The organism is Streptomyces sp. NPDC002057, from assembly GCF_040296665.1.
In the GTDB taxonomy this organism is placed as follows: Bacteria; Actinomycetota; Actinomycetes; order Streptomycetales; family Streptomycetaceae; genus Streptomyces.
In genome coordinates this window covers 78,893-92,382 of record NZ_JBEOXR010000008.1, presented here as the reverse complement: position 1 = coordinate 92,382, position 13,490 = coordinate 78,893, and the positions used below count along the sequence as shown (strand labels likewise).

Below are 13,490 nucleotides of genomic sequence, written 5' to 3'. Positions count from 1 at the left end.
GGCCGCGCGGCGTGCGAGGGGCGCGTGTCAGCTGCTGTCAAGCGATTCAACGGCAACCTTAGGGACACGTGGATGTAACGATCCCCGGTCCTTGCAGAAAGTTCCCGCAAGCTCTTTCGGCTCGTTTTCATCCCTGTTACGTTCCTGGCAACCCGGAGCGCCGCGAGGGAGCGGTCGCATGAGGAAGGTTCCAGCCCCTCGTCCCCCCGGGATCAGTTGAAGGAGTTCACATGCGGCGTGGCATAGCGGCCACCGCGCTGGTCGCGGCCCTGGGCGTGACCCTGGCGGCGTGCGGTAGTGACAGCGGTTCGGACGGCGGCTCGAAGAGCTCGGGCGAGCTCTCCGGCACCGTGACCTGGTGGGACACCTCGACGGTCGGCTCCGAGGACAAGGTCTTCAAGAAGCTCGCCGAGGGCTTCACGAAGAAGCACCCGAAGGTCACCGTCAAGTACGTGAACGTGCCGTTCGGCGAGGCGCAGAACAAGTTCAAGAACGCCGCGCAGTCCGGCTCCGGCGCCCCCGACGTCATCCGCTCCGAGGTCGCCTGGACCCCTGAGTTCGCGGACCTCGGCTACCTGGCCCCGCTGGACAAGACCACCGCGCTGAAGGGGTCCGAGGACTTCCTGAAGCAGGCCGCCGCGTCCACCCAGTACAAGGGCAAGACCTACGCCGTCCCGCAGGTCATCGACTCCATGGGCATCTTCTACAACAAGAAGATCTTCAAGGAGGCCGGCGTCCAGGTCCCCAAGACCATCGACGAGCTGAAGACCGTCTCCGCCAAGATCAAGCAGAAGACCGGCAACCCCGGCCTGTACCTGCGCGGCGACGACGCCTACTGGTTCCTCTCCTTCCTCTACGGCGAGGGCGGCGACCTCGTCGACGCCGAGAAGAAGACGATCACCGTCGACAGCCCGGCCGGCGTGAAGGGCTTCAAGGTCGTCAAGGACCTGGTGGACTCCGGTGCCGCCAAGACCGACGCCACCGACGGCTGGAACAACATGCAGACCGCCTTCAAGGACGGCAAGGTCGCCATGATGATCAACGGCCCCTGGGCCGTCTCCGACACCTACGCGGGCAAGGAGTTCGCCGACAAGGCGAACCTGGGCATCGCCCCGGTGCCGGCCGGCTCGGCCGGTCAGGGCGCCCCGCAGGGCGGTCACAACCTCGCGGTCTACGCGGGCTCCAAGAACCTGGACGCCTCGTACGCCTTCACCGAGTACATGACCTCGGTCGAGACGCAGACGGCGGTCGCGAAGGAGCTCAGCCTGCTCCCGACCCGCGAGTCGGTCTACATCAAGCCCGACGTCGCGACCAACGAGATGATCACGTTCTTCAAGCCGGTCGTCGACAAGGCCGTCGAGCGCCCCTGGATCCCGGAGACCGGCAGCCTCTTCGCGCCGCTCGTCACCGAGTACACCAAGGTCCTCACCGGCCAGACCACCCCGGAAGCGGGAGCCAAGGCGTCCGGCGACGCCTACCGCAAGCTCCTGAAGGACTGGAAGTAGAAGGAAGGCTGACCGACTGATGGCTGTGGACACTCCCAGCCAGTCGGTGGCGAAGGCCGCGGGCGACAGCGTCGCCCGCGGCCGGAGCCGCGGAACTGGCAAGCGCCGGAGCACGCGGAAGCGCTCCCTCTCCACCCACTGGTACGCCTGGATCATGGTCGTGCCGGTGGTCCTCGTGATCGCCGTGATCATCGGCTACCCGCTGGTCCGTGGCATCTACCTGTCGCTGACGGACGCCAACGAGCGGAACGTCGCCCGGTCGATCGGCGTCAACGAGATCCCGGCCACCTACGAGTTCGTCGGCCTGGACAACTACGCCGACGCGATCAGCGGCAGCCAGTTCCTCGGGACCCTGGGCTGGACGATCGTCTGGACCGTGTCCTGCGTGGCCCTGACCTTCGCCCTCGGCCTCACCCTCGCCAACGTCCTCAACCGCAGGATCGCCGGCCGCTCCGCGTACCGGATGCTGCTGATCCTGCCCTGGGCGGTGCCCGGCTTCGTCTCCGTCTTCGCCTGGCGCTTCCTCTACAACCAGGACAACGGTCTCCTCAACAAGATCCTCGCGGGCGGCGGCATCGACGCCGTCCCGTGGCTGAACGACCCCACCTGGGCCAAGTTCTCGGTCATCCTCGTGAACGTCTGGCTCGGCATCCCGTTCATGATGGTCGCCCTCCTCGGCGGACTGCAGTCCATCCCCGGCGAGCTCTACGAGGCCGCCGAGATGGACGGAGCGAACGCCTGGCAGCGCTTCCGGCACATCACGATGCCCGGTCTGCGCTCGGTGTCCACCACCGTCGTCCTGCTGAGCACCATCTGGACCTTCAACATGTTCCCGGTGATCTTCCTGCTCACCCGGGGAGGACCGGGCGAGGCCACCCAGATCCTGGTCACCCAGGCGTACAAGTTCTCCTTCGAGATCAGCCCGCGCGACTTCGCCCAGTCGTCCACGTGGGGCGTCCTCATCCTGGTCCTCCTGATGATCTTCGCCGCGATCTACCAGCGCGTCCTCCGCAAGCAGGGAGAAGTCTGGTGACCACCACGACCCCCACCCCCCAGACCGCGAACGTCCCGATCCGGGGCCGCCGTTCGCCGCTCGCCTCGGTCGCGCTGCACGTCACCCTGATCGTCGCGTCCGTGATCGCCGTCTTCCCCGTGCTGTGGGTCCTGCTGACCTCGCTCAAGCCGGCCAAGTACGCGATCACCACGGACTTCTTCAAGGAGACGACGCTCGAGAACTACACGGGCCTGCTGAGGGACACCCCGTTCCTCACCTGGTTCGGCAACTCGCTGCTGGTCGCCGGTCTCACCACCGTCGTCGGCGTCTTCATCTCCGCCACCACGGGCTACGCCGTCAGCCGCTTCCGCTTCCCCGGCAAGCGCGGACTGATGTGGACGCTGCTCATCACCCAGATGTTCCCGGTCGCCGTCCTCATCGTGCCGATCTACAACATCATGGCGTCGATGGGCCTGCTCAACCAGCCGGTCGGCCTGGTCATCACGTACCTGACGATCGCCGTCCCGTTCTGCGCGTGGATGATGAAGGGCTTCTTCGACACCATCCCGCGCGAGATCGACGAGTCCGGATACGTCGACGGCCTCACCCCGTTCGGCACGTTCTGGCGGCTGATCCTGCCGCTCGCCAAGCCGGGCATCGCCGTCACCGCGTTCTACTCCTTCATCACCGCCTGGGGCGAGGTCGCCTACGCCTCCGCCTTCATGGTCGGCGACGAGAACCTCACGCTGGCCGGCGGACTGCAGAAGTTCGTCAACCAGTACGGCGCCCAGTGGGGCCCGATGGCCGCGGCCTCCGTGCTCATCGCCATCCCCGCCGCCCTGGTGTTCCTCTTCGCCCAGCGGCACCTGGTCACCGGCATGTCCGCCGGTGCCGTCAAGGGCTGACGGCGCTGCGCACGCCTCCGGAACGCACCTCCGTACGCACCTCCTTACCTCTCAGGGAAGACATGACCCAGCATCTCGCCACCCCGGCCGACGCCCCGACCACCGGCACGCACACGGGCTGGTGGAGAGACGCGGTGATCTACCAGGTCTACCCGCGCAGCTTCGCCGACGGCAACGGTGACGGCATGGGCGACCTGGAGGGCATCCGCAGCCGGCTGCCGTACCTCAAGGAACTCGGCGTCGACGCCGTCTGGCTCTCCCCCTTCTACGCCTCGCCGCAGGCCGACGCCGGCTACGATGTCGCCGACTACCGGGCCATCGACCCCATGTTCGGCTCGCTCCTCGACGCCGACGCCCTGATCCGCGAGGCCCACGGCCTCGCCCTGCGCGTCATCGTCGACCTGGTCCCCAACCACTCCTCCGACCAGCACGAGTGGTTCCAGCGCGCCCTGCGCGAGGGCCCCGCGTCCGTCCTGCGCGAGCGCTACCACTTCCGCCCCGGCAAGGGCGAGAACGGTGAACTGCCGCCCAACGACTGGGAGTCCATCTTCGGCGGCCCGGCCTGGACCCGCACCGAGAACCCGGACGGCACCCCCGGCGACTGGTACCTCCACCTCTTCGCCCCGGAGCAGCCCGACTTCAACTGGGAACACCCGGCCGTCCGCGACGAGTTCCGCTCCATCCTCCGCTTCTGGCTCGACATGGGCGTCGACGGCTTCCGCGTCGACGTCGCCCACGGTCTGGTCAAGGCCGAGGGCCTGCCCGACCTCGGCGCCCACGACCAGCTGAAGCTGCTCGGCAACGACGTCATGCCCTTCTTCGACCAGGACGGCGTCCACGAGATCTACCGCTCCTGGCGGCAGGTCCTCTCCGAGTACGACGGGGAGCGCGTCCTCGTCGCCGAGGCCTGGACCCCGACCGTCGAGCGCACCGCGAACTACGTGCGCCCCGACGAGATGCACCAGGCCTTCAACTTCCAGTACCTGGGCACCCACTGGGACGCGGCCGAGCTGCGCCGCGTCATCGACGACTCGCTGGAGGCGATGCGCCCGGTCGGCGCCCCCACCACCTGGGTGCTCTCCAACCACGACGTCACCCGGCACGCCACCCGCTTCGCCAACCCGGCGGGCCTCGGCACCCAGCTCCGCGAGCCCGGCGACCGCGAACTCGGCCTGCGCCGGGCCCGCGCCGCGACCCTGCTGATGCTGGCCCTGCCCGGCTCGGCGTACGTCTACCAGGGCGAGGAGCTCGGCCTGCCGGACGTCACCGACCTGCCCGACGAGGTCCGGCAGGACCCGTCGTTCTGGCGGGCCAGCGGCCAGGACGGCTTCCGCGACGGCTGCCGGGTGCCGATCCCGTGGACCGCCGAGGGCTCCTCGTACGGCTTCGGCGACGGCGGCTCCTGGCTGCCGCAGCCCACCACCTGGGGCGCCCTGAGCGTCGAGGCGCAGACCGGCGACCCCGGCTCCACGCTGGAGCTGTACCGCAGCGCGCTCGCCGTGCGGCGGGCGCAGCCCGGACTCGGTGCGGGCGAGGCCGTCGAGTGGCTGGAGGCACCCGAGGGTGTGCTCTCCTTCCGCCGCGACGGCTTCGCCTGCATCGCCAACACCACCGGCCGGGCCATCTCCGTCCCGCTGCCCGGCCGGTTCCTTCTCTCCAACGAGGAGGTCGCGATCGTCGACGACGAAGCGGTCCTGCCCGCCGACACCACCGCCTGGTGGGCGGTGTGACGATCCCCCTGCCGCGGGGCGCCGGGAACGGCGCCCCGCGGCTCGCGGACATCGCGGCCCAGTCCGGGGTCAGCGAGGCCACCGTCAGCCGGGTCCTCAACGGCAAGGCGGGGGTGGCCGGCGCGACCCGGCACAAGGTGCTGGCCGCGCTCGACGTGCTCGGCTACGAGCGTCCCGTACGGCTCAAACGCCGCAGCGCGGGCCTCGTCGGGCTCGTCGTGCCCGAGCTGACCAACCCGATCTTCCCGGCGTTCGCGCAGGTCGTCGAGCAGGTCCTCGCCGGTCACGGCTACACCCCGGTGCTCTGCACCCAGATGCCCGGCGGCGCCACCGAGGACGAACTGGTCGAGCAGCTCGTGGAGCGCGGGGTGGCCGGCATCGTCTTCCTCTCCGGCCTGCACGCGGACGCCTCCGCCGACCCGGCCCGCTACGCCCGGCTGACCGACCGGGGCGTGCCGTTCGTCCTCATCAACGGCTACAACGAGCACATCGACGCCAACTTCGTCTCCCCCGACGACCGCGCCGCGGCCCGGATCGCCGTCCGGCACCTGGTCGAGCTGGGGCACGAGCGGATCGGGCTCGCCATCGGCCCCACCCGGTACGTGCCCTCGCGCCGCAAGGCCGAGGGCTTCACCGCCGAGCTGTACGAGCTCCTCGGCGTCGAGCGCGCCGACGCGGAACGCTTCATCAGACCCACGCTCTTCGGCGTCGAGGGCGGGCACGCCGCCGCCGACATCCTCCTCCGCGAGGGCTGCACGGGCATCGTCTGCGGCTCCGACCTGATGGCGCTCGGCGTGATCCGCGCGGTCCGCGCCCGCGGCCTGGACGTGCCCGGCGACGTCTCCGTCGTCGGCTTCGACGACTCGCCGCTGATCGCCTTCACCAGCCCGCCGCTCTCCACCGTGCGCCAGCCCGTCCAGGCCATGGCGACGGCGGCCGTCGGCGCGCTCCTGGAGGAGATCGAGGGGAACCCCGTGCAGCGCACGGAGTTCGTCTTCCAGCCGGAGCTGGTGGTGCGCGGCTCCACGGCGCAGCCGCCCGCCCGGGTTTCGGCGGCGTTTCGTCCCGAAGGGCCGCAAGTCCTTTCGTAACAACTTGCGTTGGGGTGTCCGGAGGGTTGACCGGGCGTCGGGGCACTCGTACGGTCACGGCTGAAAACAGTTGCTGACATTTTCGGCAACTTCTTGCGACAGTGAAGTCAGCAGGAGGAAACATGGCCAGAAAGACCGTGGCAGCTGCACTCGCCCTCGTGGCGGGAGCCGCTGCGGCCGTCACGGGAAACGTCCCGGCGCAGGCCGCCCCGCCCGGCGAGAAGGACGTCACCGCCGTGATGTTCGAATGGAACTTCGCCTCGGTCGCCCGGGAGTGCACCGACCGCCTCGGCCCCGCGGGTTACGGATACGTCCAGGTCTCCCCGCCCCAGGAACACCTCCAGGGCGGCCAGTGGTGGACCTCGTACCAGCCGGTCAGCTACAAGATCGCCGGACGCCTCGGTGACCGCACCGCCTTCAAGAACATGATCGACACCTGCCACGCGGCGGGCGTCAAGGTCGTCGCCGACTCCGTCATCAACCACATGGCGAACGGCTCGGGCACGGGAACGGGCGGGACCCCGTTCTCCAAGTACGACTACCCGGGCCTCTACTCCGGCGCCGACATGGACGACTGCCGCGCCACCATCTCCAACTACCAGGACCGGGGCAACGTCCAGAACTGCGAACTGGTCCAGCTCCCCGACCTCGACACCGGCGAGGAGTACGTCCGCGGGAAGATAGCGGGCTACCTCAACGACCTGCTCTCCCTCGGCGTCGACGGCTTCCGGATCGACGCCGCCAAGCACATGCCGGCCGCCGACCTCGCCAACATCAAGTCCCGGCTCACCAAGCCCGGCGTGTACTGGAAGCTGGAGGCCATCCACGGCGCCGGCGAGGCCGTCTCCCCGAGCGAGTACCTCGGCAGCGGAGACGTCCAGGAGTTCCGCTACGCCCGCGACCTCAAGCGCGTCCTGCAGAGCGAGAAGCTCGCCCACCTCAAGAACTTCGGCGAGGCCTGGGGCTACATGCCCTCCGCGCAGTCCGGCGTCTTCGTCGACAACCACGACACCGAGCGCGGCGGCGACACCCTCTCCTACAAGGACGGCGCGAACTACACCCTCGCCTCCGTCTTCGCGCTCGCCTGGCCCTACGGCGCCCCGGACGTCCACTCCGGCTACGAGTGGACCGACAAGGACGCCGGACCGCCCAACGGCGGCCGGGTGAACGCCTGCTACAGCGACGGCTGGAAGTGCCAGCACGCCTGGCGCGAGATCGCCTCCATGGTCGCCTTCCGCAACACCGCGCGCGGGCAGGCCGTCACCGGCTGGTGGGACAACGGCAACAACGCGATCGCGTTCGGCCGCGGCTCCAAGGCGTACGTGGCGATCAACCACGAGTCCTCGGCGCTCACCCGCACCTTCCAGACCTCCCTCCCGGCCGGCGCCTACTGCGACGTCCAGTCGAACACCCCCGTGACGGTGAACGGCTCCGGCCAGTTCACCGCCACCCTCGGCGCCAACACCGCGCTCGCCCTGCACGTGAACGCCACCAACTGCGGCGGCGGCACCACCAACCCGCCCGCCACCTCGGGCGCCTCGTTCCACGCCACCGCCACCACCGCGGTCGGCCAGAACATCTACGTCACCGGCAACCGCGCCGAGCTCGGCGGCTGGTCCCCGGCCGCCGCCCTCAAGCTCGACCCGGCCGCGTACCCCGTCTGGAAGCTGACCGTCGGGCTGCCCGCCGGAACGGCCTTCGAGTACAAGTACCTCCGCAAGGACGCCGCCGGAAACGTCACCTGGGAGTCCGGCGCCAACCGCACCGCGACCGTCCCCGCCTCCGGACAGCTCGTCCTGAACGACACCTTCCGCAGCTGACTCTCCCCCTCGTCAGGGCCGCCCCCACCCGGGGCGGCCCCAGGGGGTGTCCTGCCGATCAGACCGGGCCCGCGGCGCGATCGGCAGGACACCCCCCTCCCACCCGTACCCCCGTCCCTCCTCCAGGGAGCACCCCCGTGACACGCAAGAGAACGGCGGTCGCACTGGCCGCCGCCCTGTGCGCCGCCCTCGTGCCCGCCGTCCCCGCGGCCGCCGCGCCCCGGCCCCCGGCCCCGCCCTCCGACCGGCAGCTCGCCGCGGAGCCCGCCCGCCAGGACCTCACCCGCGAGCAGTTCTACTTCGTCCTGCCCGACCGCTTCGCCAACGGCGACACCTCCAACGACCGGGGCGGTCTCACCGGCAGCCGTACGCAGACCGGCTTCGACCCCACCGACAAGGGCTTCTACCAGGGCGGCGACCTCAAGGGCCTCACCCAGCGGCTCGACTACATCAAGGGTCTCGGCACCACCGCCATCTGGATGGCGCCGATCTTCAAGAACCGGCCCGTCCAGGGCACCGGCAAGGACGCCTCCGCCGGCTACCACGGTTACTGGATCACCGACTTCACCCAGGTCGACCCGCACTTCGGCACCAACGCCGACCTGGAGAAGCTGATCGACGCCGCCCACCGCAAGGGCATGAAGGTCTTCTTCGACGTCATCACCAACCACACCGCCGACACCGTCGACTACGCCGAGCAGAAGTACGGCTACCGCCCCAAGGGCTCCCACCCGTACCTCGACAAGGACGGCCGCCCCTTCGACGACCGCGCGGCGATCGGCAAGGTCGACCGGGACTCCTTCCCGTACACCCCCGTCGAGAAGGCCGGTCTCGACAGGACCGACGCCAAGGTCCCGTCCTGGCTCAACGACCCGACGATGTACCACAACCGGGGCGACTCCACCTGGGTCGGCGAGTCCGCCGAGTACGGCGACTTCGTCGGCCTCGACGACCTGTGGACCGAGCGCCCCGAGGTCGTCGAGGGCATGAAGAGGATCTACGAGAAGTGGGTCCGCGACTTCAAGATCGACGGCTTCCGCATCGACACGGTCAAACACGTCGACCTCGACTTCTGGACCGAGTGGGCCACCGCCCTCGACGCCTACGCGAAGAAGCGGGGCCGCGAGGACTTCTTCATGTTCGGCGAGGTCTACTCCGCCGACACCGCCGTCACCTCCCCCTACGTCACCCGGGGCCGGCTCGACGCCACCCTCGACTTCCCCTTCCAGGACGCCGCCCGCGCCTTCGCCTCCCAGGGCGGCGGAGCCGACCGCCTCGCCAAGGTCTTCGCCGAGGACTACCGGTACACCACCGACAAGGCCAACGCCTACGAGCAGGTGACCTTCCTCGGCAACCACGACATGGGCCGCATCGGGACCTTCCTCAAGCAGGACAACCCGAACGCCTCCGACACCGAACTCGTCCGCCGGGCCACGCTCGCCAACGAGCTGATGTTCCTCTCCCGGGGCAACCCGGTGATCTACTACGGCGACGAGCAGGGCTTCACCGGCCCCGGCGGCGACAAGGACTCCCGCCAGACCCTCTTCGCCTCCACGACCGCCGACTACCTCGACGACGACCAGCTCGGCACCGACCGCACCCACGCCACCGACGCGTACGACCCCGCGCACCCGGTGTACCGGTCCGTCGCCGCCCTGTCGAAGCTGACCCGCGACCACCCGGCCCTCCGCGACGGCGTCCAGCAGGAACGGTACGCCGAGGGCTCCGTCTACGCCTTCTCCCGTACGGACGCCAAGGCGCGGACCGAGTACCTCGTCGCCACCAACAGCGCCACCACCGCGAAGACCGTCACCGTCCCCGTCGACGCGACGAACTTCCGCACGCTGTACGGCGGCCAGGGCGCCACCACCGCCGCGAACGGCAAGGTCACCGTCACCGTCCCGGCCCTCTCCTCCCTGGTCCTCAAGGCCGACAAGGCCCTCCCGGCCCCCGCCGCCAAGCCCGCCGTCAGCCTCAGGGCCCCGGCCGCCGGAGCCACCGGCACCGTCGAACTCACCGCCGACGTCAGCGGCGGCGGACTCAACCGCGTCGTCTTCGCCGCCCAGACCGGCAACGGCCGCTGGCAGACCCTCGGCACCGCCGACCACGCCCCCTACAAGGTCACCCAGCACGTCACCGCCCCCGCCGGCACCGCCCTGCGCTACAAGGCCGTCGTCGTCGACAGCGCCGGCCGCACCGCGAGCGCCACCGCCGCCACCACGGCGGGCCAGGCCCCCGCGCTCGAGAAGCCCGTCGCCGTCGAGCGCACCCACGCCGTCGTCCACTACCGGCGCGAGGACGGGAACTACGACGGCTGGACCCTCAAGGGCGCCGGCCAGGAGGCCGCGTTCACCGGCCGCGACGCCCACGGCGCCTTCGCCTGGGTCAAGGTCCCCGAAGGCGCGTCCACCGTCACCTACACCGTCGAGAAGAACGGCACCGCCGACGGCCCGCAGCGCGCCGTCGCCCTCGGCCGCACCGGCGAGGTCTGGATCACGCAGGGCCAGGACGGCCAGTCCGAGACCGCCCCCGCCCCCGGCACCCCGGACCGGACCAAGGCCGTCCTCCACTACCAGCGCGCCGACGGGAACTACGACGGCTGGGGCCTCCACACCTGGACCGGCGCCGCCCAGCCCACCGACTGGTCCAAGCCGCTGATGCCGGTCAGGACCGACGCGTACGGCGCCGTCTACGAGGTCCCGCTCACCGACGGAGCGAACTCCCTCTCCTACATCCTGCACAAGGGCGACGAGAAGGACCTGCCCACCGACCAGTCCCTCGACCTCGCCACCTACGGCCACGAGGTCTGGCTGCTCTCCGGACAGCCGAAGTACCTGCTCCCCACCGTCGGCGGCGCGCCGAACCTCGACCTCGGCAAGGCCGAGGCCCAGTGGATCGACCGGAACACCGTCGTCTGGAAGGTCAAGGGCACCGAGGCCACCAGCCAGCAGCTCGTCCACGCCCCGAACGGCGGCCTCACCGTCACCGACGGCGCCCTGAACACCGAGGGCCAGTGGCTCCGGCTGAACCAGACCGCCCTCACCGACGCCCAGAAGGCCAAGTACCCGCACCTCAAGGAGTACCCGGCCTTCACCGTCGACCCCCGCGACACCGACCGCGTCCGCGACTCCCTGCGCGGCCAGCTCATCGCCACCCAGCGCGCCGCCAACGGCGCCCTGCTCGCCGCCACCGGTGTCCAGACCGCCGGAGTCCTCGACGACCTGTACGCGGCGAAGGCCACCGGCGCCGCCCTCGGCCCGGTCTTCCGGAACGGCCGCACCACCCTCTCCGTCTGGGCCCCCACCGCGCGGACCGTCGCCCTCGAACTCGACGGCCGGACCGTGCCCATGCGCCGCGACGACAGCTCCGGCGTCTGGTCCGTCACCGGCCCGAAGTCCTGGGCCGGCAAGCCCTACCGGTACGCCGTGAAGGTCTGGGCCCCCACCGTCCAGAAGGTCGTCACCAACAGGGTCACCGACCCCTACTCCACCGCCCTCACCACCGACTCCACCCGCAGCCTCGCCGTCGACCTCACCGACCCCCGGCTCGCCCCCCAGGGCTGGAAGACCCTGAGGAAGCCCGCCGCCGTACCGCTGCGGGACGCCCAGATCCAGGAACTCCACATCCGCGACTTCTCGATCGCGGACCCCACGGCGAAGAAGGACCACCGGGGCACCTACCTCGCCTTCACCGACCGGGACAGCGAGGGCTCGAAGCACCTGAAGGCGCTCGCCGCCTCCGGCACCTCCTACGTCCACCTCCTCCCGGCCTTCGACATCGGCACCATCCCCGAGAAGAAGTCCGGACAGACCGCACCCGCCTGCGACCTGAAGGTCTACGCCCCCGACTCCGAGGAGCAGCAGGCCTGCGTCGCCGCCGCCGCGGCCAAGGACGCCTACAACTGGGGCTACGACCCCCTGCACTACACCGTCCCCGAGGGCTCCTACGCCACCGACCCCGAAGGCACCCGCCGCACGGTCGAGTTCCGGCAGATGGTCAAGGCCCTCAACGGCGACGGACTGCGCACCGTCATGGACGTCGTCTACAACCACACCGTCGCCGCCGGACAGTCCGACAAGTCCGTCCTCGACCGGATCGTCCCCGGCTACTACCAGCGCCTCCAGGCCGACGGCGCCGTCGCCACCTCGACCTGCTGCGCCAACACCGCGCCCGAGAACGCGATGATGGGCAAGCTCGTCGTCGACTCGATCGTCACCTGGGCCAGGGAGTACAAGGTCGACGGCTTCCGCTTCGACCTCATGGGCCACCACCCCAAGGCCAACATCCTGGCCGTCCGCGAGGCCCTCGACGAGCTGACCGTCGCCAAGGACGGCGTCGACGGCAAGGCGATCATCCTCTACGGCGAGGGCTGGAACTTCGGCGAGATCGCCGACGACGCCCGCTTCGTGCAGGCCACCCAGAAGAACATGGCCGGAACCGGCATCGCCACCTTCTCCGACCGGGCCCGCGACGCCGTCCGCGGCGGCGGTCCCTTCGACGAGGACCCCGGCGTCCAGGGCTTCGCCTCCGGACTCTTCACCGATCCCAACACCTCCACCGCCAACGGCACCCCCGAGCAGCAGCGGGCCCGGCTCCTCCACTACCAGGACCTGATCAAGGTCGGCCTGACCGGCAACCTCGCCGACTACACCTTCACCGACACCTCGGGCCGTACGGTCAAGGGCAGCCAGGTCGACTACAACGGCGCCCCGGCCGGATACGCCGCCGCCCCCGGCGAGGCCCTCGCCTACGCCGACGCCCACGACAACGAGACCCTCTACGACGCGCTCGCCTTCAAGCTCCCGGCGGGCACCGGTCCGGCCGACCGCGCCCGCTCGCAGGTCCTCGCCATGGCGACCGCGACCCTCTCGCAGGGCCCGGCGCTCTCCCAGGCGGGCTCGGACCTGCTGCGGTCCAAGTCCCTCGACCGCAACTCGTACGACAGCGGCGACTGGTTCAACGCGATCCGCTGGGACTGCCGCGACGGCAACGGCTTCGGCATCGGCCTCCCGCCGGCCGCCGACAACAAGGCCAAGTGGTCCTACGGCAAGCCGCTGCTCGTGAACCCGGCCCTGACGGTCGGCTGCGCGCAGATCGACGGCGCCTCCGCCGCGTACCGCGACCTGCAGAAGATCCGTACCACCGAGCCGGCGTTCTCCCTCGCCACCGCCGGGCAGGTGCAGGACGCCCTGTCCTTCCCGCTCTCCGGCCGCGAGGAGACCCCGGGCGTGATCACCATGCGCCTCGGCGACCTGGTCGTCGTCCTCAACGCGAGCCCCGGCGGCACCACGCAGAAGATCGCCGAGCTGGCCGGGAAGGGCTACCGCCTCCACCCGGTCCAGGCGAACGGCGCCGACGCCGTCGTGAAGTCCGCCTCCTACGAGGCCGGTTCGGGCACCTTCACGGTCCCGGCACGGACGGTGGCGGTGTTCAGGGCCGGATGAC

At 70.3% G+C, this 13,490-nt stretch carries 7 protein-coding genes; all 7 read left to right on the top strand.

Annotated elements, in window-relative coordinates; all coding sequences use genetic code 11:
• Positions 1–230: 230 nt before the first annotated feature.
• The 7 genes from ABT129_RS09550 to pulA all read left to right on the top strand — a co-directional run bounded on the left by ABT129_RS09550 (position 231) and on the right by pulA (position 13,489).
• Positions 231–1,505, top strand: coding sequence for an extracellular solute-binding protein (locus ABT129_RS09550; RefSeq protein ID WP_351898733.1), 1,275 nt, complete (start codon positions 231–233; stop codon positions 1,503–1,505).
• A 19-nt stretch (positions 1,506–1,524) separates the two neighbouring features.
• Complete coding sequence (locus tag ABT129_RS09545; RefSeq protein WP_351898731.1) at positions 1,525–2,538, top strand: carbohydrate ABC transporter permease; 1,014 nt, start codon at positions 1,525–1,527, stop codon at positions 2,536–2,538.
• Entirely contained in the window at positions 2,532–3,404 is an 873-nt protein-coding gene (locus ABT129_RS09540; RefSeq protein WP_351898969.1) for a sugar ABC transporter permease, read from the top strand. The genes ABT129_RS09545 and ABT129_RS09540 overlap by 7 nt, the downstream gene beginning before the upstream one ends.
• A 62-nt stretch (positions 3,405–3,466) precedes the next feature.
• Positions 3,467–5,134 carry a glycoside hydrolase family 13 protein gene (locus ABT129_RS09535; RefSeq protein WP_351898728.1) on the top strand — a complete coding sequence of 556 codons (1,668 nt, stop codon included), beginning with the start codon at positions 3,467–3,469 and terminating at the stop codon, positions 5,132–5,134.
• Complete coding sequence (locus ABT129_RS09530) at positions 5,122–6,225, top strand: LacI family DNA-binding transcriptional regulator (protein ID WP_351898726.1); 1,104 nt, start codon at positions 5,122–5,124, stop codon at positions 6,223–6,225. The genes ABT129_RS09535 and ABT129_RS09530 overlap by 13 nt, the downstream gene beginning before the upstream one ends.
• 122 nt (positions 6,226–6,347) lie before the next feature.
• A complete protein-coding gene (locus tag ABT129_RS09525; protein ID WP_351898723.1) occupies positions 6,348–8,045 on the top strand; it encodes a carbohydrate-binding module family 20 domain-containing protein in 1,698 nt (565 codons plus the stop codon).
• A 137-nt stretch (positions 8,046–8,182) separates the two neighbouring features.
• The gene (pulA, locus tag ABT129_RS09520) at positions 8,183–13,489 is read left to right on the top strand and encodes a pullulanase-type alpha-1,6-glucosidase (protein WP_351898721.1); all 5,307 of its coding nucleotides are present in this window, start codon (positions 8,183–8,185) and stop codon (positions 13,487–13,489) included.
• Position 13,490: the final 1 nt, after the last annotated feature.

Coding starts and splice junctions, on each gene's coding strand:
- ABT129_RS09535 (WP_351898728.1), top strand. CDS start 3,467: ATGACCCAGCATCTCGCCACCCCGGCCGACGCCCCGACCACCGGCACG.
- ABT129_RS09545 (WP_351898731.1), top strand. CDS start 1,525: ATGGCTGTGGACACTCCCAGCCAGTCGGTGGCGAAGGCCGCGGGCGAC.
- ABT129_RS09550 (WP_351898733.1), top strand. CDS start 231: ATGCGGCGTGGCATAGCGGCCACCGCGCTGGTCGCGGCCCTGGGCGTG.
- ABT129_RS09525 (WP_351898723.1), top strand. CDS start 6,348: ATGGCCAGAAAGACCGTGGCAGCTGCACTCGCCCTCGTGGCGGGAGCC.